Origin of the sequence: Pseudoalteromonas luteoviolacea, assembly GCF_018100925.1 — a bacterium.
In the GTDB taxonomy this organism is placed as follows: Bacteria; Pseudomonadota; Gammaproteobacteria; order Enterobacterales; family Alteromonadaceae; genus Pseudoalteromonas; species Pseudoalteromonas obscura.
This window is the reverse complement of the sequence record NZ_JAGJEH010000010.1, coordinates 224,251-246,759: the sequence shown is the minus strand read 5'-3', so window position 1 is coordinate 246,759 and position 22,509 is coordinate 224,251. Positions and strand designations below refer to the sequence as shown.

Sequence of the window (22,509 nt, the reverse complement as noted above, 5' to 3'; positions counted from 1 at the left end):
CCTGTACGAGTGCCCACACAGATGATTGCTTCATATTTTTAAAGAACAATGTAACTAACCCTTGGCCAGTTACCGCAGCGTTGCTGCGAAGTGGAGCGCCATATTAACCGCTTCACTTTTAAAGTCAACTAGAAAATTTAATTTTTCTTAATTAAGCTTTCCGTTTAACTTTCACATTCACTTTAGCTTGCGTTTTTGTTTGCGCCCCGCCATGTCAGTGGGTGCGCATTATAGGGAGATCCAAATTTGGATCAAGTGTTTTTTTGAGAAAACTTATAAAAAACACTTAAATGAGCAAAAATCACTCTAAAACACCCAAAACTATAAGCTTTGTCATCATTTTTTAATCAAAATGTCATGACTTTTCGAAAAAGGAATTTAAGTATTGTACAAATTTGAGAAGTTGCAAGAAATTTCTCGGCGCGAATTTATTGCGCCGAGAATAAAAACTTTAGTAGAGAAGACTATATAATTTTCTACGGAAGGTTGCAGCTACCGCGTCGCCATCAGGCAAAGACGCGATAATATCTAAAAACCCTTTTTTGGCTTCGCCAAAAGATAAGTCTTTGCTCAAAACCTTAAACAAAGACGCTAGCGCCTCTTCTTTTTGACCAGCATCTACTTGTGCCTGTGCAAGTTCACATAATAACGATAAGTCATCTGGGTTTTGCTCTACCGCTTGCATCAACTTTTTCACTTCAGGGGATTCTTGCGCTTCCTGTGCTTGAACTAACTTCGCCTGTAAGTTGTGGTAGTAAGCATCATGTTGATCTTCTGGGATCGTTGCAAGCAAAGCTGCCGCATCATCAGTTTTCTGTATTTGAATACAAATATCAGCAAACACCAAGTTCACTCTCGGATTTCCTTTGGCAATATCATAGGCCTGTTTTGCATGAGAATAGGCCCCATTGAGATCTCCGGAAGTCAACGCTTGTTTAGCTTGATCCAATAAAATCAGTTCTGGTGAAGGTAAATGTTCAGTCAGTACTTTAGTGATTTCTTCTTTTGTTTTAGCACCCGCTAATACATCAACTGGAGAGCCAGCTTTTAAAACCACTACTGTTGGAAGTGCCTGCAGTCCGACTTGCTGTGCAAGTTGACCTGCTAAAGCCTGCTGTAGATCGCAATCTAATGTAGCAATAGTGATGCAGCTACTATATTGCGCAGCCAATTCATCTAAAATGGCTGCCTGCGCAATGCAGTCAGGATGCTGGGCACTATAAAAGCTTAGCAACACTAGATGGTCTGCAGATGAAGATGAAAGTACCTGCTGGATGTTTTCTGGCGTTAATGTAATTTTGTTTTCCATAATGGGGCATTCTTAGTTGCAATTCTATTAGCTATATGGTGACTTGTTTTTCGTTTACAAGGTAATTATATAGAACTATTTGCTTTTTCCTTTGTTTGTCGACCTGCGACCTGTTTTTCGATAGTTACCTTTCCTTTTGAAGGAGCTTGCTGTTTTAATACCTTTAAGTGGTTCAGTATTCAGTGTCTGAGATAAATCGACTAACTCCGCCAATTCATTCTGCAATGGCAACATAAACTGATTATAAGAGGCTGCTTTTTGGGCTATATTAGTTAGCTGAGACTCCCACAATGCTGTTCTATCTGGTAGCGATAAGTCTACTGGAATAGTATTAATAAGACCTCTTCCAAGATCTGTAGATTTAATTGATTTACCTTCCCTAGCTAGAAAACGCCTTTTAAAAAGCAGCTCTATTATCCCAGCTCTTGTTGCTTCCGTGCCTAGACCATCTGTTTCTTTGAGAACCTTTTTAATGTCACCATTTTTTACATATCGAGCTATGCCTGTCATCGCACTAAGTAACGTCGCTTCGGTATAAAATTGAGGAGGCTGAGTGTGCTTTTCTTTTACTAACCCATCGATACAATGCAATGGCTCTCCAACATTAAGTTGTGGCAACTGCTTTTTTTCGTCCTGTTCTTTTTTATTTGACTTAAAAAGAACTTTGAAACCTAGGTTGATCACTGTGTCAGCTTTGGCAACAAACATTCCTCCAGCAATCTTTAATTGAGCCTTGGTTTGCGAGTATTCATAGGGAGGGTAAAACTGAGCCAGATACTGCCTACAAATCAATCCATATACTTGTTGCTCTTGATGCCCAAGCTGTGCTGTTTTGAGATTTTTTTTGGTGGGAATGATGGCATGGTGCGCCTCTACTTTTTTATCATTCCAACACTTACTCTTGATATTTGGATCAGCGTTTTCGATATGTTGCTTTTCTTCGCCTTGATTGTTCAAAATCGCAGCGAGAATATCGTTGCGCTCAGCATAGTGGTCATTTGGAAGATACCGATTATCAGATCTTGGATAGGTAATGAGTTTGTGCTTTTCATATAAAGCCTGACAAATATCTATCACTTGTTTAGCTGACATAGCATAGCGTTTATTTGCATCAATTTGTAATGAAGACAAATTATAGGGTAAAGGTGGGTTTTGCTTTTTAGGTATTTGATCCAACGCCGTAAGATCCGCAGGTTTGTCTTTGATTCGACCTGCAACATTTTCAGCTAGCGATTTAACCAACACTCGCTTTTCTTCATCCATATACGGCAAGCAAGCATCACTGGGTACCCATTTAGCGTCAAATTGCTCACCATTTACTTTGCGAATTACAGCTGTTACTTCATAAAATGGCTTAGAAACAAAGTGTTCTATTTCCTCATCACGACGTACCACCAAACCAAGCACTGGAGTTTGAACTCGCCCAACAGACAAAACACCTTGAATACCCGCTTTTTGTCCAGCCAGAGTATAAGCTCGGGTTAAATTCATACCATATAGCCAGTCAGCTCTAGCCCGTGCCAAAGCTGAAACACTCAATGGAACAAAGTCTGCGTTCAGTTTTGTCTGACTCAGCGCCTTTTTCACAGCACTTGGGTTCAGGTCACTGATCAACACACGTTCAACAGTTGCTTTTTTCGTTTTGGAAAGCTTAGCCTCTTGGATAACTTCATCGACAAGCAACTGACCTTCTCTATCAGGGTCTCCAGCATGGACTAGTATTGAAGCTTTTTTTATCAATCGCTTCACCGTCGCTAGTTGCTTTTTCGTTTTTGGTTTGGCTTTAAACTTCCACTCTGAGGGTACGATCGGTAGATCTTGGATCAACCATTTTTTATACCGCTCATCATAGTCTTCCGGCTCGGCTTGTTCTAATAGATGTCCAATGCACCATGTAACACAATCGCCATTTCCGAGTTCAATAAAACCATCTTGCTTTTTATGCGGTTTTGGAAGGACGTCGGCAATGGCTCGACCAAGGGAAGGTTTTTCTGCAATGTAGAGCTTCATAAATGCCAAAAACTGTATATTTTTACAGTTATTCTAGCCAACTCCATCCAACAAATCTAGCCGTGTTTATCATTTATCAGGTTGAGTAGCTTCTTGTGCAAATTAAATTGAGAACAAGCTACTCAAAATTTTGCTCGCTTACGTTTTTAATAAACTCAGCTGACTATGCTTCTGTTCAACTAGCTGTGTCATAGCACTTGCTGCGTGCTCTACATCATCAGCGTACTTAGCTAATTCACGTGCGGCGTCGGAAATATTAGTGGTATTGGCATTCACCTCTTCTGTAACCATACTTTGTTGTTCAGCAGATGTGGCTATTTGTGTTACTTCATGAGAAATACCATGGAGCTCAGTAACTAAACCCGCCATAATTTTCGCAGCATCGCGGCACAAGACCGTTGCCTCACTTCCTTGCTCTACCGTTTGCTCGATAATTTGTTCAGAACCACGGATCTCGCTTTGTAAATTTTCGATCAAAGTACTGATATCATCTGTTGAAGCTTGTGTCTTTGACGCAAGTGCACGTACTTCGTCTGCTACAACTGCAAACCCTCTTCCTTGTTCTCCCGCACGAGCAGCTTCAATAGCCGCATTCAATGCCAACAAATTGGTTTGTTCTGCAATAGATCTAATTACATCAAGTATTTTCGAAATATCGCCGCTGCGTTTTGCAACTTTATGAAATGCAGCTTGTGCGGTTGATACCTGAGAGGCTATCTCTTCGACAGTTTTGGTTGTCGTGACGATACTCTGTTCACACTCTCTCACTGTGCCAACTGCGCCATCGGTCGTTGTTGCTGCCTGTTCAGATGCCCTAGCGACTTCGCTGGCCGTTGCACTGAGTTCATTAATAGCGGTGACAACATTATCTATTTCAATATGCTGATTAGATACTTTGTTTTTGATGTTAATTGCTGCTTCTGTCGTCACATATGACTGCTGATATGACTGCTCAGCAAGCCCTTTTAAGTCTGCGATCATGGCTCTCAATTTGTTCGTGAAAACATTAAAACCATTCGCTAAAGAAATAAGCTCGGCATGATGTGTGACCTCTAAATTGTGCGTTAAATCCCCTTCACTAGAAGCGAGATTAACAATCCTTGCTTCAATTTGGGAAAGAGGTTTCGTAATGGTGTTTATCAAAAAGATGCTTAAGGCTAAAGCCACTGAAATCACAATAAACCCGAGCATTAACAACCATAATCCAAAATCACTGGTTGATTGATGCAGTTGTTGCTCAATCCTATAGGCAGACGCAAGCACTTGCTGCTTCGGAACTTCTATTACCAATGACCATGTCTTATTTGCTAATTCAATTTCAATTGATTTTGCAAAAAACACCTTACTTTCAGTTTCTGCATAGCCACCTTTTTGGTGCAATGTACTAAGCTTATTTGCCAATGACACTTGTAATACATCGCTCAAAGGGTCACCCAGATTATTTGCGTTATGGCTAGCCCCTGCAATTAGTCCTAACTCACTCAACAGAAATACTTTGCCTTTACCCTGATATAAGTTGTTTGAAAGCTCTTCCACTAATTTTTGCAAGCTAGGCAAATTAACATCAACTCCTATAATCCCCTTAAATCGCCCATTCTGACGTATAGGTACAGTCAAAGAAGTCATCAGCATTTCTCGACCAGGCGAAATCTCATATAGATAAGGTTCCATTATACAGGGCGCATTTATATCCCTCGCGCACAGATACCACTCAGCTTCACGTATACCAAATTGGTTGCGCGCTTCAGCATATTTTGCGTCAGAAGACGCTACATTATGCTGCGTTACACCGCTACTATCTCTAGTAAAGTACATTTCGAGCGCCCCACTTCCGGTAACGGAGTGTGACGCTCCCTGTATGTAATCTGTATCTTTTTTATCGTAGCCATTTGGCTCGAAGTGCGCATAGATAGAAGAAACATTGGCGCTTTTTTCGAGCCCCCCCCTAAGTATAGATTGCAATTCATTTCTGTTCAGTGGCGAGGTATATGTAGATTCAATTGATCCAGCCAGCGTGTTTGGAATTCTATAAGCTGCATTTAAAAAGCCGGCTATTCTCTGTCCGTAATATAATCCTTGAGCCGCCAGTCTCGCATTTATTTCCTGCAACATTGCTGAGTGGACCTCTTCACTTTGTCTGTTATTTTCCTCTTGCAAATGTAACCAAGTCGTCACCACTAGAATCGCAATAACCGCAATAACTAGGGTTGTTACAAAGAGCATGAGTTTATTTTTTATCGATACCTGCTGCATACGCGACCTTAAGAAATTCCATCTATTTTCGTTGGGAGCAAGAAGTAATTAACGTTTTAAAACTACCAACTAAAGTTAACTGACTAAATAATAATAGTTTATTTTACTACAGAAATATTAAAGAATAATTGAAAGTAAGTTTTTGAGCTGAATTTTGCAAGAATAAATTGCGATAGAGTTACTGGAAGGAAAAACGCGCTAATTTTTAAACTGGGTAAAAATATTACAATTGTTGGGTAATGGGCAGTTGGGTGCCACAGGCACCCAACTCGAAGTAGGTTTTAATCCTCTTCTATTTTGTCTTTTCCTGTTGTTTTGTCTGTAGAATCAATACGGTGGTGAATAGCTGATTTTATTAACATATAACCACTTATTGGAGCAGTAATAAGTAAAAACAAAGAAATCAAAATTTCCTTTAAGCTCAAACCGTCACCGTACTGACTATAATGCGCCATAGCAGCAAATAATAAACAAGCCATACCCAGTGTCGTTGCTTTTGTCGGACCATGCAAACGCATGAAAAAATCAGGCATTTTTACCAACCCGATTGAGCCAACCAAAACTAAAACACCGCCCATTAAAAGTAAAATCGAAATAACAATATCCACTTTCTCAGCCCCTATTCAATTATGTCGCCGCGTAATAAGTATTTACATACAGCAACGGTACTCACAAAGCCGAGTAACGCGATCAATAATGCCGCTTCGAAATACAACGATGTTCCCATGTTCATACCGTATAGGATAATAAGCGCAATGGTATTAATGTACATAGTATCCAAAGCCAGTATTCTATCAGGTACAGATGGGCCAACAACTAGACGCCATAAATTCAGTAACAACGCCAAGCCAATCATGGCAAAAACAATTAAGATGATCGTATCTAACATTCAAAGATCTCCTTTAGTGGCGCTTCATAACGGGATTTTATTGTTTCAATCAAGGTCTGCTCATCATCCAGATCTAAGACATGGATCAACAAGTACTTTTGGCAATCCGCTTGTTCACCTTCGAGCGTTTCTGGCCACGGATACACTTCGGCGCTCACTGTACCAGGTGTTAGTGAAACTGTGCTTGCCAAAATGGTGATTGGCATTGCCTCATGTAGGTCTAAGGGAACTTTTACAAAACCAGGCTTTAATTTTTTAGTTGGTCCAAGAATTTTGATCGCAACCTCAATATTTGCAGTCAAAATATCGTAAAGAACTAACATCAAATGCCTTAATGCCCTAAATGGCTTCACTACCAATGGCTGTTTAGTTCTAAAAGGGTGAGTTATAAGCGGTATTATAATCGCCAAAACTATTCCCAAAATAACATGCCCTAGCGCCACAGTATTGTTAAGCAGTAACCAAACTGAAAATAATAATAAGCTTCTAAAAGGCGTTGGTAGCCATTTATATTTTGCTTCAAGTCTCATTTACCTGCCCCCTAATACATGTTGGATAAGGCCGTAAAAATTATGCAATTCTACCGCTGCAAATTGCGCGTAATCAGTGACCGGTCCAGCAAATATCACCATCAATGGTGAAGCCGCAACAAGCATTAATACTGCAACAATTTGCACTGGATGTGCCTTTTCTTCAGTATTTGCCTCACCTTTACCGGTATGGTGCCAAAACACGGTGCTTCCCGCTTTTGAAACTGAGACCAATACTGCTAGGCTCGCAATTAGGTATATTGGCCAAAACCAGTGACCATGGGCAGATTCTAGTGTTGACTCTAAAATCCATACTTTACCGATAAACCCTGAAAGTGGGGGCATACCAATCACAGTAACCGCTGCAAAAATAAACGCACCACCTAAAAATAGAGGCTGTGCGACTGGGCGACCAGCAGTAATACGATCACTGACTTTGCCCCTTTGTTTGCCCACTAAATCTGCGATTAAAAACAGCGCTGCGGATACCAGTGTGGAATGCACTAGGTAATAAATTGCTGCTGCACTGCTATCTACTGTTTGCGCAGCAACTAAAGCTACAAGAGTACCCACCGAAACCACAACAAGATTCGCAACCATTTTTCGTAAATCTTGGCTCGCTAGCACCCCTATGGCACCCATAACAATCGTAGCCAATGCCAGCCACCAAAGCCAATGCTGCGCCATATGACTTAACTCACCCGCCTGTTCGCCAAAAATTAACGTATACACACGCATCATTGAATAAACGCCAACTTTAGTCATGATTGCAAACAGAGCGGCCACAACAGGCATGGCTGTTGAGTATGTATTCGGTAACCATAAATGTAATGGCAACAAAGCGCCTTTTAACGCAAAGACAACCAATAGCAGTAGACCACCTATTTTCGCCAAATAAACATCATCACCTTGCAACTCCATAACGCGCGTTGCCATATCGGCCATATTTAACGTACCTAAAGTACCGTAAAGAATACCCAACGCAATTAGAAATACAGATGAACCCACTAGGTTTAGTATCACATATTGCAGTGCTGCTCGCGTATTGCGCTTGTCGCCGCCATGCATAAGTAGCGAATATGAAGCAATCAACAGGACTTCAAAAAATACAAAGAGGTTAAAAGCGTCGCCAGTTAAAAACGCACCGTTTACACCCAACACAAGGAAATGTAATAGCGGGTGGAAAAAGCTACCTTGCTCATCATCCCCGGCACAGCTATACAACGCACAGACAAGCCCCAAAAATGATGTCAAAGAAACCAATAAGGTAGAAAGTGGATCAGCTACTAGGACAATACCAAACGGGGCCGACCAATCACCTATCGCATATACTTGAGTACTATTGCCTTTGACAAATGCTAGCAATGAAACAGATACGGCGGTTGTGAGCAACCCCATAAAAACTGAAACATAACGTCTAATTTTTAAGTTTTTCCCACACGGCGGCATTAACATTAAAATTGCCGCCAACATAGGTAGTAATACAGGTAAAGAGGTTAAATGTTGACTCATGCCTTACCTTGCTCCTTGACCTGACGACCTTTAGTTTTGGTTTTGTCAGGTACTACACCATTTACGTGGTCGTTACCTAAGTCTGCACGCCCACGGATCGCTAAGATAACCACAAAAGCTGTCATCGCAAAACCGATAACAATTGCCGTAAGCACCAATGCTTGCGGCAGTGGATCCGCATATGTTTCACTGTAACCTAGTACTGCGGCCTGGTTCATTGACAACCGGCCTGATGCAAACAAAAACAGGTTCACTGCATACGAAAGCATGGTCAAACCAAGGACCACAGGAAAGGTCCTTGCTCGCAAAATTAAAAACACTCCGCAGGCCACTAGTAGGCCTACGCATGAAGAATACAAAAGCTCCATTAAATATTCACCTCTTCTTTGGGCGCATTCGCAGTCACTTTACCAAGGCTTGCCAATATCATTAACGTTGCTCCAACAACGGTTACATATACGCCTAAATCAAATACTAACGCACTGGCCAGCTCAATTTCACCAATCAATGGAATATCAAAATAGTCAAACCAAGTTGTTAAGAATGGACGGCCAAAGGCCCAGCTGCCCAATCCTGATAACATTGCTATAGCGATACCCGAGGCAATGATTTTACGGTAATTCAAAGTGAATCGCTCTGCTATCCAGTTTGAGCCATGAGCGATGTACTGCAAGATAAACGCAATTGCAGTAACAAGACCTGCGATAAAGCCTCCTCCCGGCAGATTGTGACCTCTTAAGAAAATATAGAAAGACACTAATAACGCCAGCGGCAATAGGCTTTGCGAAATTGACGCTAACAACAGTGGATAGCGTTCTTTAGCCCACGGACGACCTTCTGAATCGCTGCCCGGCATGAACAAAGGAAGATGAATGATTAGTTTATAGATACCCAGAGCAGCAATACCCAATACGACTATTTCACCCAAAGTATCAAAGCCCCTGAAATCTACTAAGATAACGTTTACGACATTTGTGCCACCACCACCTGTTTTAGCATTTGCCACAAAGAAGTCTGAAATAGATGACAATGGTCTTGTAATGAGTGCGTAACAAATACTACCAACAATCACACCAATTGCAGAAGCAACTCCTAGGTCTCTTAATGTTCTAATCGAGCTCGATTCCTTAGGTGTTTTTTGAGGCAGGAAGAATAACGCTAACATCAGCAAGATAATGGTTACTACTTCAACAGTAAGCTGGGTCAAGGCTAAATCTGGCGCTGAAAAACGTGTAAAGGCCACTGATACCATCAAACCAACCACTGAGATCATCAGCAGTGCCACCATACGTGTACGATGCCAAATAACCGTACCAATTGCACCAATCATTAGAAGGCCAGCACCGATCCCATTGTGGATGTCTACAGGTGTTAGCGCATTTTCACCAACAAGTTGACTCATTTCAAACAATGGCCAACCGGCACTCAAGAGCACAACCAACAGCATCAACATCAAATAGCGTTGCAGTGAGCCATTTTCGATGGCGCTGATTTTGTTTTGACTCCAAGTAACCACTGAATACATCGTTTTTTCAAAACCTTTTTTGGCGTTGATTGGTGGCAAAGATGCTTGAAATTGGAATAGATACTTACGCTGAGTGTAAATCAGTAGACCACCACATACGGCAATGGCACTCATTAACAACGGCAAATTCAGTCCATGCCAAATGGCGATATAAAACTCAGGGGCTTCATCACCCAATACCGCGCCAGAGGCCAGTCTTAAGATACCGTCTACGACAAAGTTCGGGAACATACCTACAATCAAACAAAGCGCCACTAAGATTTCAATCGGTACACGCATATAGCGCGGCGCTTCATGTGGCTCTTTTGGTAAATCTACCGGATCACCATTAAAGAATACGTCATGGATGAATCTAGCTGAGTAAGCCACAGAAAAAGCAGCGGCAATAGTTGCCAAGATAGGTATTAGCCAAGACATAGAACCAAGCAGTTGCTGATGTAGCGTTTCTGCAAAAAACATCTCTTTAGATAAGAAACCATTAAGCAGTGGCACACCCGCCATAGAAGCCGCTGCAACCATAGCCAAAGTAGCTGTATAAGGCATAAAACGCCACATACCGTTTAATCTTCGCATATCACGGGTACCAGTCTCGTGATCTATGATCCCCGTTGCCATAAACAGCGAGGCCTTGAAGGTTGCATGATTAATGATATGGAAAATAGCTGCTACAGTTGCCAATTCAGTATCTAGTCCAAGCAACAATGTAATGAGACCGAGATGACTGATCGTCGAAAATGCCAATAACCCTTTCAAATCATGCTTGAACAATGCGATATACGCGCCAACAAGTAAGGTTATTAATCCGGTTAATCCAACCAAAATAAACCAAATTTCGGTGCCAGCTAACGCCGGGTAAAAGCGCGCCAGTAGGAATATGCCTGCTTTTACCATGGTTGCAGAGTGTAAGTAAGCACTCACAGGTGTAGGCGCAGCCATTGCGTGAGGTAGCCAAAAGTGGAACGGAAATTGAGCAGACTTAGTAAAGGCACCTAAAAGCACAAGCACTAGAGCAACTTCATATAAATCATGAGCTTGAATAAGCTCTCGGCTAGCAAGTATGATATCTAGGTCATAGCTACCAACAATATTACCAATGAGAAGCAAGCCGGCTAGTAGTGCTAGACCACCGCCTCCAGTGATAGCTAACGCCATTTTTGCACCTTTACGTGCTTCTGACTTATGCCACCAATAACTGATCAATAAAAATGAGCTAATACTGGTTAATTCCCAGAACACCCATAATTGAAGTACGTTATTTGACATCACAATACCCAACATAGCCGTCATAAACAGCATTAAGTACGCGTATAGCTTGGGCATGGAGTCATTTTCACTTAGGTAGTAGCGAGCATAGAAAATCACTAATATACCGATACCTAAGATCATAAATACGAATAAAAGTGCCAATCCGTCCAATCTGAAAGACACATCAAGATCGAGTATAGGCACCCAATCTAGCGTTGCGCGGACAGCTTCCCCAGCAAACACTGCGGGAGCTAAATCAATGGCCAACAAAAGGGCCACAGTGGGTGCAATCAAAGTGATTGCAGTCGACTGATTGCGAGAGAGTTTACCTGTAAATGAAGAGAGTAAACTGCCTAACAAGGATATCAAGGGTATCCAAAGCAAAGTCATAAAGAAGCCTTATATCTTCGATGCCGTTCATTACTATTAAATGCACGTTATGATTACGTCATGGCGATCGTGTTCTGTTTATTTTTTACGTGCATTTTTATCACACATAACGTCTACCAGTTATACTTTATTAGTGTTTGACTTGTCTAGGGTTTCACATACTGGCTGTTCAATTTATAGGCAAGATTAACAAACAATTCAGATCCTGTTCATAAAAGGTGCCGCCATTTAACCCTAACTACTCGTTTACCGATAGCGCATTCAAATAGTTTTGATAATCGCTAGGTGCTAATAAAGTTTTATCCAATGACTTTAACCATAATCCTAAATATTGGTTTGACAAGTGGATTTCGTGATATTCCATCTTTGATACAGCACGCTGGGGTTTATATGATGGCAACTTACCAAACTTACATGTTTCACTCTGATACCAACCTTTTGGTGCGTTTTCCCCCACGTATAAATTGGGTGCTTTCAAGCCCTCTGTCGCACAGAGCCACTTTGCTCTATTTGCTGATACTGGGTATTCGTCTTCAAAATAGGTAAAATGCATCAGCTCATGAATAAATAACTCAAAACCACTTTTACTATTCAGTGCCATAACACCATGGCGGACATTCGCAAGACCGGGTTTATCAGTCATGATCACTAGGTGCCGCGCTTGTTTTGTTACTGGTTGCTCAATTAAATGATGTATGTCACAACGAATAAACTCAGCACCTTTTCCTCTACACTGTGTCAGATCGCCAACATAATAGGGCTCTGAGAAACAGTATGGTAGCTCTATGGAAAATGAACTATCCATATACTTAGCCTTTAGAAATGCGAGCTGTTTAACACTTCGCAAAGACTCCGCAAGTAAAACAACCTTGTGCTCACACGGTATACTTTGCTCATTTCGACCAAATATAGAAAAGCCCAATGAACCCGCGCTATCAATATCAATTTCGTCAATTGACTTACTTTTATCCATTGCGTTCAGTGTCGAATATGGCTCTATCTCGCCAAATCGCTTGAGTACACGGTTCATATAATAAAACTGCTGTTGCTGCCGTAGCAGTTCTAACAAGCGTATATGGGATGACCTCGGAGCACTATACCAGTGTCGCTCAAGTAGCAGCAGGGCCTGTTGATGTTGTCCTTGATCGATGAGCCGAATTGCCCATTCAAACGCAAAAAAATGATACCCAGAGCGTCGAAGAGTCAATACTTGGTCATTACTCAATCGCTCGGGTGTCTGTTTTATTAGCTTGTAAGCAACAGTGTCTGGATTGAGGTCTGATTCGGCCTGCTCGACAAAGGCGGCAATTTTCTGCGGGGTAAGGTCTTTAACATAAGTAAATTGTTGGCTGCTACTAGGGACAGCCAACAGGATGAAAATGATGCCAGCAATATACTGACGAAACATCATTTAACCGGCGCTTTTTTGTAAAAGCGCTTGCCTGATCAGCTGCAACTCTAGTTTTGCATACTTGTGTTCTACAAACTCATAAACATTCGTTGCCAGCGTCAACCTAAAATACTCTGCTGCTTTCAGGTCGTTGCCAGCTCGAAGGTGACGTTTGGCTATATAGAAATAGGCCTCACAAAGTCGCTCTGCATATTCTTTCTGTGACTGAACCCCAAGGGTAACACCTGCCAGAAACTGTTCTTCACTCAGCTGATTTAAGTACAATTGAACAATTTGCGTCGACCACGCAGACGGGTTCAACTTTTGACTATTAATTGCCAATTGCTCTTTAGCAACAATCGGATCAACGTCATTTTGAGCTAAAAACAACCATAATACTCTGTAGGCATCATCGTCTGCACTTGCCAAAAATCGCGTAAGATCCTCTACTGCAAGTTCGGCCCTATCCCCGTAATACAGCGCAATACCTCGGTTTAAATATGCATATTCATAACTTTCGTCTAACTCTAATACTGAGTCAAAACGCTCATATGCTTGGGTAAATTCTTGCCTTAAAGTGTGATGTATTCCTAGAAAGTTATACGTTTCGGCTAGATCTGGCTTAAGCTTCAAAGCTCGATTGAAGTCAATTTGTGCCAACTGGGGTAAGCCCAGACTATCGTATAGTTTACCACGTATGTGATATAACTCTGCTCTTTGGGTTCGGGTCAACTCTGGACTATTGAGTAACTCACTGTACCTAGCCACTTCAATTTGCGCACGTGGGTCTGGTTGCAAAGGCTCTGTGAATGGGATTGGCAATACAGGTAGCATGGCATTATGATCACCCGCTTTTTGCGTGCTCTGACAGCCCAATAAGCTTAATCCTAACAATGGTATTAATAAAAATCTCAAGGTACTTCCCTCTATGGGCCAGATAATTGATGATGTCAGCCATTAAAGCACAAAAAAAGGGGCCATTCAGCCCCTTTTAACGAAACTTATTGTTTCTTTACAGAAAATTACTCACCTTTTGGAGCTTGCTCTGCTGCAGGCTCTGATGGCTCAAGCGCTTCTTTGATGCTTAAGCGAACACGGCCCTGACGATCAACTTCTAGCACTTTAACTTTAACTTCTTGACCAACTTTTAGGTGGTCAGAAACGTTGTTAACGCGCTCTTTGCTGATTTGAGAAATGTGTACTAGGCCATCTTTACCAGGTAAAACATTTACAAACGCACCGAAATCTACGATGCGGTTTACTTTACCATTGTAGATAGTACCAACTTCTAATTCAGCAGTTAACGCTTCGATGCGAGCAATCGCTTCTTTTGCGCTGTTACCGTTAGTTGCAGCGATTTTAACTGTACCGTCATCTTCGATTTCGATCGTCGTATCTGTTTCTTCAGTTAGCTGACGAATTGTAGCACCACCTTTACCGATTACATCAGCAATCTTCTTCGGTGGAATATTCATCGTGTAAATACGTGGAGCAAATTCAGAAAGCTCTTGTGAAGGTGCAGCAATAGCTTGGTCCATTACGCTTAGGATGTGCATACGAGCTGCTTTCGCTTGACGTAAAGCAATCTGCATAATTTCTTTAGTGATACCTTCAATCTTGATATCCATCTGAAGTGCAGTAACACCCGCGCTGCTACCGGCAACTTTGAAGTCCATATCACCAAGGTGATCTTCATCACCAAGGATATCTGAAAGAACAACGAAATCATCGCCTTCTTTAACTAGACCCATTGCAATACCAGCAACAGATGCTTTAACAGGTACACCTGCATCCATAAGAGCGAGTGAAGTACCACATACAGATGCCATTGAAGATGAACCATTAGATTCTGTGATTTCAGATACAACACGTACTGAGTACGGGAATTCTTCTAAACTCGGCATTACCGCTTGAACACCACGCTTTGCAAGGTTACCGTGGCCGATTTCACGACGCTTTGGAGAGCCAATGAAGCCTGTTTCACCCACACAGAATGGAGGGAAGTTGTAGTGAAGCATGAAGTGATGCTTGTGAGTGCCTACAAGATCATCCATCATTTGTGCATCACGCTCAGTACCTAGAGTAGCAGTTACTAGTGCCTGAGTTTCACCACGAGTGAAGATTGAAGAACCGTGAGTACGCGGAAGTACACCAGTCATCACGTCAAGCGCACGAACCATGTCTGGTTCACGGCCATCAATACGCTTCTCACCAGCGATGATGCGACCACGTACAATTTTCTTCTCAAGTGAGCTGAATAGTTTACCAACTTCTTGCTCGTCCAGCTCTTCGCCTTCAGCAAGTTCAGCAGTTAGCTTTTCGATTACTTCTGCTTTTGCTTCAGACAGAGACTCTTTACGTGCTACTTTGTCAGTAATAAGGTAAGCCGAACCAACTTTCTCTTCTGCAATTGCAGCTACTTTGTCTGCTAGAGCAACGTTTTTCTCAGGCGCAGTCCATTCCCAAGCTGGTTTACCAGCTTCAGCTTTAAACTCTTCAATTGCTTTGATGATAGCTTGAGACTGGTCGTGACCATAAACAACCGCACCTAACATCTCTTCTTCAGTTAAGATTTCGGCTTCTGATTCAACCATCAATACCGCATTTTCAGTGCCCGCTACAACTAGATCAAGCTTACTTTCAGAAAGCTCTTTTACAGTTGGGTTAAGTACATATTGGCCATCGATGTAACCAACACGAGCCGCACCGATAGGGCCATTGAATGGCACACCAGAAATAGCAAGTGCTGCAGAAGTACCGATCAACGCAACCATGTCAGGCTGAATTTCAGGATCTGAAGAAACTACTGTCGCGATAACTTGAACTTCGTTCACGAAACCGTCTGGGAATAGTGGACGAATTGGACGGTCAATTAGACGCGCAGTCAGTGTTTCTGAGTCAGAAGGACGACCTTCACGCTTCAAGAAACCACCTGGAATGCGGCCAGCTGCGTACATTTTTTCTTGATAGTTTACAGTAAGAGGGAAGAAGTCCTGACCAGGCGCAGCTTCACGCTTACCAACAACAGTAACAAGTACTGAAGTATCACCAATGCTTGCTAAAACCGCACCGTCAGCTTGACGCGCGATTGCACCAGTTTCCAGGGTCACTGTATGTTGACCTAATTGGAATTCTTTAATTATTGCTTGCACAAAAATATTCCTTAAAAAATATATTAAAACGCCAACAACAACCAATTACAGTCTTAAATAGAACACCCAAAAAGCTTTGGTACTCATATAGATCTACTTAAGCACTACAATTGGCAGAAGTATCGGCGCTTGCTCAGCACTATGCTTGAGCGAGGGTAAGTATACTGCTAGTACACGCACAAAAAAAGGGGCGAAGTCGCCCCTTTTTTATTGTCGGATAAAAATCCAACAATTCATCAAATTCTTAGCGACGTAGGCCAAGCTCTTTGATCAACGCAGCGTAACGCTCAACGTTCTTACCTTTTAGGTAATCAAGAAGGTTACGACGTTGGCTAACTTTACGTAGTAGACCACGACGAGAGTGGAAGTCGTGTTTGTGGTCAGCAAAGTGGCCTTGTAGTTTGTTGATATCAGCAGTTAGAAGCGCTACTTGAACTTCAGGTGAACCTGTGTCGCCTTCTGCGCGAGCGAATTTTGCTACGATTTCTGCTTTTTCTTTGTTGCTTAGTGACATAATAAACTCCAATTTAAATAAATTTAATGCTTTAGCCGATCACTAATTCAGCCAAAGCGACAAAGCGGCGGCATTGTATCAGTAATTCACGCCGCTGACAAAATTATTGTGCACTCGATAGCGCTCTTTTTGCTTTAAGATGACCGTGTTTGTTACGCTCACCGATACCAATAAAGGTATCTTCTGCCATAACCTTGATTACCCCTTCAGGGACTTCACCTACAACAACTGTTTGACCATGACTAAATGCAACACCTTGCTCTTTAGTTAAAGTGATCGTAGGAAGATCAACAAGTGCTGTATCCATCGGCAGTAATAGCTCATCAATATAGGTAGATGGCTCAACCTCATCATCTTTAGCTTGTTGTAACTTTTCTTCTAAAGCTTCAATGGTGATCATCTTTTCAGCTGGATAATGACCGACACCACTACGATGTAGCATAATAACGTGCGCACCACATCCCAGCTTCTCGCCTAAATCATCAACGATAGTGCGAATATAAGTACCTTTTGATACATGCACTGTCATTTGAATTTGCTGGCTTTCAACATCATATTCATCAAGCGTGATGCTATAAACGTTTATTTTTCGACATTTACGAGGTACTTCAATCCCTTCACGAGCATACTTGTATAATGGCTGGCCTTGATATTTAAGCGCAGAATACATCGAAGGGTATTGATCAGACTCACCTAAAAAGCTAGCAACTTCCTGCTCTAATTGCTGTTGCGTAATGTCAACAGGGCGTGTTTCAACGATTTCCCCATCTGAGTCTGATGTAGTAGTTCGTTCACCTAATTGTGCACGCACAACATAAGTTTTATCTGTATCTAATAGAAACTGCGTAAACTTTGTCGCTTCACCAAAACAGATTGGCAACATACCTGTTGCAAGCGGGTCCAAAGCACCTGTGTGCCCTGCTTTTTGAGCAAAGTAGATGCCTTTGGCCTGCTGTAGAGCTTTATTAGATGAGATCCCTTGAGGCTTGTGTAAAAGTACAATGCCATCAACCGGGCGACCTTTACTACGACGGGCCATTACTCTTCACCACCTTCTACTGAATCAGTATCTTCGCCACGCTTTTCTTTATCAGAACGGATCACTTCATCAACTAAATTGGAAATACGCATACCTTCCATCAGTGAATTATCTAGGACAAACTTTAGCTCTGGCATAATGCGCGCACGAATACGCTTGCCTAAGATCGAGCGAATGTATCCTGTCGCATCATTCATGATAGCGAGGTTTTGTTTTGTATCTTCATCGCTCTTACTGTTTAATACAGTTACGAAGATCTTTGCATAAGATAAATCACGAGATACTTCAACTGCGGATACAGTTACCATACCAAGTCTTGGATCTTTTATTTCTCGTTGCAAAATAACCGCAATTTCTTTTTGAATTTGCTGTGCAACACGATCCGTACGAGAAAATTCTCTCATTGTCACCACTTTTAATAAGCTATTGATTTTTATGTTATAAAAATCTAAAAAACACAAACACAAATGGGGGCTAACGCCCCCATTTCAAGGTTTAGACCCTGTTAGAATTACAGTGAACGCTGTACTTCAACAGTTTCGAATACCTCAATCTGATCGCCAACTTTAACGTCATTGTAGTTCTTAACACCGATACCACATTCCATACCGTTACGAACTTCTTGTACGTCATCTTTAAAGCGACGAAGTGATTCAAGCTCACCTTCGTAAATAACCACGTTTTCACGTAGTACACGAATTGGCGCGCTGCGCTTCACGATACCTTCAGTTACCATACAACCTGCTACTGCACCGATCTTAGGCGACTTGAACACGTCACGAACTTCAGCAAGACCAATAATCTCTTGTTTGAACTCAGGCGCAAGCATACCAGCCATTGCTTGTTTCACTTCTTCGATTAGGTCATAAATAACGCTGTAGTAACGTAGGTCTAGGTTTTCTGCTTCAATCACTTTACGCGCAGACGCATCCGCACGAACGTTGAAACCAACGATGATTGCATTTGAAGCCGCTGCAAGTGTTGCATCTGTTTCAGTGATACCACCTACACCACTACCTACAATCTTCACTTTAACTTCGTCAGTCGACAGCTTAGTTAGTGAATCTGAGATTGCTTCAATTGAACCTTGTACATCAGCTTTAAGAACAACATTAACTTCAGAGATATCGCCTTCAGTCATGTTTGTAAACATGTTCTCAAGTTTCGCTTTCTGCTGACGAGCAAGCTTCACTTCACGGAACTTACCTTGACGGTATAGTGCAACTTCACGCGCTTTACGCTCATCTTTAACAACCGTTGCTTCATCACCAGCTGCTGGTACACCAGAAAGACCTAAGATCTCTACAGGAATTGACGGGCCAGCTTGTGAAATTTCTTTACCGTTTTCGTCTCTCATTGCACGGACACGACCGTACTCAAGACCACAAAGAACGATATTACCCTGCTCAAGTGTACCGCCTTGTACAAGTACAGTTGCAACTGGACCGCGGCCTTTATCTAGACGAGATTCAATAACAACACCTTGTGCCATACCTTCTTGAGGAGCGGTTAGCTCTAGTAGCTCAGCTTGCATCAAGATAGCTTCAAGTAGGTCGTCGATACCTAGGCCTGTTTTCGCTGAGATATGAACAAACTGCGTGTCACCACCCCACTCTTCTGGAATAACATCCAATTGAGCAAGTTCGTTTTTAACGCGATCAGGGTCGATACCCTCTTTATCCATCTTGTTTACAGCGATGATAAGCGGTACTTCAGCAGCTTTTGCGTGCTGTACAGCTTCTTTCGTCTGTGGCATTACACCATCATCAGCAGCTACAACTAGTACAACGATATCTGTCGCTTTTGCACCACGTGCACGCATTGATGTAAACGCCGCGTGTCCCGGAGTATCAAGGAACGTGATCATGTTGCCATCTGTTTCAACATGGTATGCACCAATGTGCTGTGTAATACCACCGGCTTCGCCGTCTGCTACTTTCGCTTTACGAATGTAGTCAAGCGTTGACGTCTTACCGTGGTCAACGTGACCCATTACAGTAACAACTGGCGCACGTGGACCAACGCTCTCGTTGTCGCTACGGTCACTCAATACTTTCTCTTCAAGTTCATTCTCTTTAACAAGAACAACTTTATGACCCATTTCTTCTGCAACATACTGAGCAGTTTCTTGGTCAATAACTTGGTTGATTGTTACCATTTCACCAAGCTTCATTAGTGTTTTAACAACTTCTGCACCTTTCACAGCCATGCGTGATGCAAGCTCAGATACTGTAATTGTTTCACTAATGCGTACTTCTTGTTTAACTTCCGCCGCAGGCTTTTGGAAGCCATGTTGAAGAGATGTAGGCGCTTTAAGCTTACCTTTCTTACCACGTGACTGTTGTGCGTTAGTCTCGCCTTTCGCCTGTGGCTTTTTCTTTTTCTTACGACGTGCACTTTTCTCTTCACGTGCATCAGACTCATCTTCTGCTTCACGTGCATATGTAGAAGTAGTCATATGGTGATCTGCAGAAGCTTCGCGACGTTTGCGCTCTTCTTCTTCAGCTTTCCAGCGTGCTTCATTCTCTTCTGCTAGACGACGAGCTTCTTCAGCTTGACGTTTTGCTTCTTCTTCAGCTTTTTTTACAGCTGCTGCTTCTGCTTCAGTACGAAGACGTTCTGCTTCGATTTTCTCTTGCTCTTGTTGGGCGCTATCCACTTCTTTACTCTGCTGTTCTTTCGCTTGACGTTCTGCTTCTGCTTTACGTTTGGCTTCTTCTTTAGCTTTGCGCTCAGCTTCCTCTTTGGCTTTTCGCTCTGCCTCCTGTTGGGCGTTGCGTTCAGCTTCTTCTTTCGCTTGTTGCTCAGCTTCTTGTTGAGCTTTCAATTCTGCTTCTTTGCGCGCAGCTTCCTCTGCAGCTAAGCGTTCTTGCTCTTTTTGCTGCTCGATTGCGCTCTTTTTAACGTAAGTGCGCTTTTTACGTACTTCTACCTGAACCGATTTAGCTTTACCAGTAGAACCAGTAACACTTAAGGTACTCTTGCTTTTACGCTGAAGAGTCATACGCTCAGGGCCATCTGAACCTGTACCGCCATGCTGCTTACTCAAATGGTCTAGCAACTTGGCTTTTTCAGATTCACTTACCTGATCGCCTTTGGCTTTGGTGATCCCTGCATCTGTTAACTGCTGCAGTAATTTATCAACAGTTGTACCAATGTTCTCGGCTAGTTTCTCTATGCTCACTTCTGCCATGTTATGCGTTACCTCCCGTTAATAAACTACTCTTCACTAAACCAGCAAATGTTGCGTGCAGCCATAATAAAGTCGCCCGCTTGCTGTTCAGATAATTCAGTGATCTCAACTAATTCGTCGATACCTTGCTCTGCTAAATCTTCTAGGGTGATTACGCCTTTGCTCGCCATCACAAACGCTAAGTGACGGTCAAGACCTTCAAGCTCTAGTAAGTCTTGAGCAGGTTCAGCACCTTCTAAAGACTCTTCATCACGAAGTGCTTTAGTCGTCAATGCATCTTTTGCACGTTTACGTAACTCTTCGACAGTTTCTTCGTCTAGCCCTTGAATCTCTAAGAACTCAGCAACAGGTACGTATGCCACTTCTTCAAGAGTCGAGAAACCTTCGTTAATCAAAAACTCTGCAAAGTCATCATCGATATCTAGGTTGTCTGTAAATAGGCTAATAAGTTTATCAGATTCTTCGGCGTTTTTACGCTCCATATCTTCAACTGTCATTACGTTTAGTTCCCAACCTGTTAGTTGGCTTGCTAAACGCACGTTCTGCCCATTACGACCAATTGCTTGTGCTAGGTTATCTGCTTCAACCGCGATTTCCATCGTGCGTGAATCTTCATCCATCACAATTGACGCAACTTCTGCAGGTGCCATTGCATTAATAACGAACTGAGCTGGATTGTCATCATATAATACTATATCAACACGCTCGCCGCCTAATTCTGTCGAAACAGCTTGTACACGTGCTCCACGCATACCAACACATGCACCTACTGGGTCAATGCGTTTGTCATTTGATTTAACCGCAATTTTGGCGCGTGAACCAGGATCACGAGCTGCACCTTTGAGCTCGATCATCTCTTCACCAATTTCTGGTACCTCGATGCGGAATAACTCCATTAGCATCTCTGGTTTAGAGCGTGTTACAAACAACTGCGCGCCGCGTGCTTCAGGCTTCACTTCATATAGTAATCCGCGAACGCGGTCACCAGGACGGAAGCTTTCGCGAGGTAGCATATCTTCACGGTAAATTACCGCTTCAGCATTATTACCTAAATCAATTACAACGGTATCACGCGATGCTTTTTTCACAACACCAGTTACCAACTCACCCTTTTGGTCTTTATATGCATCAACAACTAATGCACGCTCAGCTTCACGTACTTTTTGCACGATAACCTGTTTAGCCATTTGGGTTGTAATTCGGTCAAATTGAATTGACTCAATTTGCTCTTCTACGTAGTCACCTAGTTGCAACTCTGGCTCTTCGACCTGAGCAGCTTCAAGGGTGATTTCAGAATAAGGGTGCTCTAGTGAACCATCTTCTAACGGCTCAGCTACTTGCCAACGACGGAATGTGTCATATTCACCCGTTTTTCTATCGATAGAAACACGTACTTCAATTTCACCGTCATGTTTTTTCTTTGTAGCAGTCGCCAGTGCGAACTCTAACGCCTCAAAAATTTTCTCTCTTGGGACTGCTTTTTCATTGGATACAGCTTCTGCAACCAACAAGATCTCTTTTGCCATAGGTTTTGCCTCGCTTGCCCTGGTCCTTCGCA

Annotated in this window: 17 protein-coding genes; all 17 read right to left on the bottom strand. The window is 42.4% G+C overall.

Going from position 1 to position 22,509, the window contains the following annotated elements:
* Positions 1-451 precede the first annotated feature (451 nt).
* Positions 452-1,309, bottom strand: coding sequence for a tetratricopeptide repeat protein (locus J8M00_RS21415; protein WP_211012500.1), 858 nt, complete (start codon positions 1,307-1,309; stop codon positions 452-454).
* A gap of 75 nt (positions 1,310-1,384) precedes the next feature.
* Positions 1,385-3,319 (bottom strand): DNA topoisomerase III, encoded by a 1,935-nt coding sequence (locus J8M00_RS21410; protein ID WP_211012499.1) that lies wholly within the window; start codon positions 3,317-3,319, stop codon positions 1,385-1,387.
* 138 nt (positions 3,320-3,457) lie between these two features.
* Positions 3,458-5,572 (bottom strand): methyl-accepting chemotaxis protein, encoded by a 2,115-nt coding sequence (locus tag J8M00_RS21405; protein WP_211012498.1) that lies wholly within the window; start codon positions 5,570-5,572, stop codon positions 3,458-3,460.
* Between the two features lie 281 nt (positions 5,573-5,853).
* The gene (locus J8M00_RS21400) at positions 5,854-6,180 is read right to left on the bottom strand and encodes a Na+/H+ antiporter subunit G (protein ID WP_023397676.1); all 327 of its coding nucleotides are present in this window, start codon (positions 6,178-6,180) and stop codon (positions 5,854-5,856) included.
* Between the two features lie 11 nt (positions 6,181-6,191).
* On the bottom strand, positions 6,192-6,461 hold the full coding sequence (locus J8M00_RS21395; protein WP_023397675.1) for a K+/H+ antiporter subunit F: 270 nt from the start codon (positions 6,459-6,461) through the stop codon (positions 6,192-6,194).
* The gene (locus J8M00_RS21390; protein ID WP_211012497.1) at positions 6,455-6,991 is read right to left on the bottom strand and encodes a Na+/H+ antiporter subunit E; all 537 of its coding nucleotides are present in this window, start codon (positions 6,989-6,991) and stop codon (positions 6,455-6,457) included. The genes J8M00_RS21395 and J8M00_RS21390 overlap by 7 nt, the downstream gene beginning before the upstream one ends.
* Positions 6,992-8,503 (bottom strand): monovalent cation/H+ antiporter subunit D, encoded by a 1,512-nt coding sequence (locus J8M00_RS21385; RefSeq protein ID WP_211012496.1) that lies wholly within the window; start codon positions 8,501-8,503, stop codon positions 6,992-6,994.
* Complete coding sequence (locus J8M00_RS21380; protein WP_023397672.1) at positions 8,500-8,871, bottom strand: Na+/H+ antiporter subunit C; 372 nt, start codon at positions 8,869-8,871, stop codon at positions 8,500-8,502. Before J8M00_RS21380 ends, J8M00_RS21385 begins: the two co-directional genes overlap by 4 nt.
* On the bottom strand, positions 8,871-11,663 hold the full coding sequence (locus tag J8M00_RS21375) for a monovalent cation/H+ antiporter subunit A (RefSeq protein WP_211012495.1): 2,793 nt from the start codon (positions 11,661-11,663) through the stop codon (positions 8,871-8,873). The genes J8M00_RS21380 and J8M00_RS21375 overlap by 1 nt, the downstream gene beginning before the upstream one ends.
* Positions 11,664-11,901: 238 nt before the next feature.
* Positions 11,902-13,074 (bottom strand): hypothetical protein, encoded by a 1,173-nt coding sequence (locus J8M00_RS21370; protein ID WP_211012494.1) that lies wholly within the window; start codon positions 13,072-13,074, stop codon positions 11,902-11,904.
* Positions 13,075-13,968: a lipoprotein NlpI gene (gene nlpI, locus J8M00_RS21365; RefSeq protein ID WP_211012493.1), complete on the bottom strand. Its 894-nt coding sequence runs from the start codon at positions 13,966-13,968 to the stop codon at positions 13,075-13,077.
* 107 nt (positions 13,969-14,075) lie between these two features.
* Positions 14,076-16,205: a polyribonucleotide nucleotidyltransferase gene (pnp, locus tag J8M00_RS21360; protein ID WP_211012492.1), complete on the bottom strand. Its 2,130-nt coding sequence runs from the start codon at positions 16,203-16,205 to the stop codon at positions 14,076-14,078.
* Between the two features lie 244 nt (positions 16,206-16,449).
* The gene (gene rpsO, locus J8M00_RS21355) at positions 16,450-16,719 is read right to left on the bottom strand and encodes a 30S ribosomal protein S15 (protein ID WP_036975065.1); all 270 of its coding nucleotides are present in this window, start codon (positions 16,717-16,719) and stop codon (positions 16,450-16,452) included.
* A gap of 103 nt (positions 16,720-16,822) precedes the next feature.
* Positions 16,823-17,758: a tRNA pseudouridine(55) synthase TruB gene (gene truB / locus J8M00_RS21350; RefSeq protein ID WP_211012491.1), complete on the bottom strand. Its 936-nt coding sequence runs from the start codon at positions 17,756-17,758 to the stop codon at positions 16,823-16,825.
* Positions 17,758-18,162, bottom strand: a complete 405-nt coding sequence (rbfA, locus tag J8M00_RS21345) for a 30S ribosome-binding factor RbfA (RefSeq protein WP_211012490.1) — start codon at positions 18,160-18,162, stop codon at positions 17,758-17,760. The genes truB and rbfA overlap by 1 nt, the downstream gene beginning before the upstream one ends.
* 107 nt (positions 18,163-18,269) lie before the next feature.
* Positions 18,270-20,951, bottom strand: coding sequence for a translation initiation factor IF-2 (infB, locus tag J8M00_RS21340; RefSeq protein ID WP_211012489.1), 2,682 nt, complete (start codon positions 20,949-20,951; stop codon positions 18,270-18,272).
* Between the two features lie 26 nt (positions 20,952-20,977).
* Positions 20,978-22,477, bottom strand: coding sequence for a transcription termination factor NusA (gene nusA / locus J8M00_RS21335; RefSeq protein ID WP_211012488.1), 1,500 nt, complete (start codon positions 22,475-22,477; stop codon positions 20,978-20,980).
* Positions 22,478-22,509: the final 32 nt, after the last annotated feature.

Bases quoted from the DNA above. Each gene is read 5' to 3' on its own strand.
- J8M00_RS21415 (WP_211012500.1), bottom strand. From the start codon at position 1,309: ATGGAAAACAAAATTACATTAACGCCAGAAAACATCCAGCAGGTACTT.
- J8M00_RS21410 (WP_211012499.1), bottom strand. From the start codon at position 3,319: ATGAAGCTCTACATTGCAGAAAAACCTTCCCTTGGTCGAGCCATTGCC.
- J8M00_RS21405 (WP_211012498.1), bottom strand. From the start codon at position 5,572: ATGCAGCAGGTATCGATAAAAAATAAACTCATGCTCTTTGTAACAACC.
- J8M00_RS21395 (WP_023397675.1), bottom strand. From the start codon at position 6,461: ATGTTAGATACGATCATCTTAATTGTTTTTGCCATGATTGGCTTGGCG.
- J8M00_RS21390 (WP_211012497.1), bottom strand. From the start codon at position 6,991: ATGAGACTTGAAGCAAAATATAAATGGCTACCAACGCCTTTTAGAAGC.
- J8M00_RS21385 (WP_211012496.1), bottom strand. From the start codon at position 8,503: ATGAGTCAACATTTAACCTCTTTACCTGTATTACTACCTATGTTGGCG.
- J8M00_RS21380 (WP_023397672.1), bottom strand. From the start codon at position 8,871: ATGGAGCTTTTGTATTCTTCATGCGTAGGCCTACTAGTGGCCTGCGGA.
- J8M00_RS21375 (WP_211012495.1), bottom strand. From the start codon at position 11,663: ATGACTTTGCTTTGGATACCCTTGATATCCTTGTTAGGCAGTTTACTC.
- J8M00_RS21370 (WP_211012494.1), bottom strand. From the start codon at position 13,074: ATGATGTTTCGTCAGTATATTGCTGGCATCATTTTCATCCTGTTGGCT.
- rpsO (WP_036975065.1), bottom strand. From the start codon at position 16,719: ATGTCACTAAGCAACAAAGAAAAAGCAGAAATCGTAGCAAAATTCGCT.
- truB (WP_211012491.1), bottom strand. From the start codon at position 17,758: ATGGCCCGTCGTAGTAAAGGTCGCCCGGTTGATGGCATTGTACTTTTA.
- rbfA (WP_211012490.1), bottom strand. From the start codon at position 18,162: ATGAGAGAATTTTCTCGTACGGATCGTGTTGCACAGCAAATTCAAAAA.
- infB (WP_211012489.1), bottom strand. From the start codon at position 20,951: ATGGCAGAAGTGAGCATAGAGAAACTAGCCGAGAACATTGGTACAACT.
- nusA (WP_211012488.1), bottom strand. From the start codon at position 22,477: ATGGCAAAAGAGATCTTGTTGGTTGCAGAAGCTGTATCCAATGAAAAA.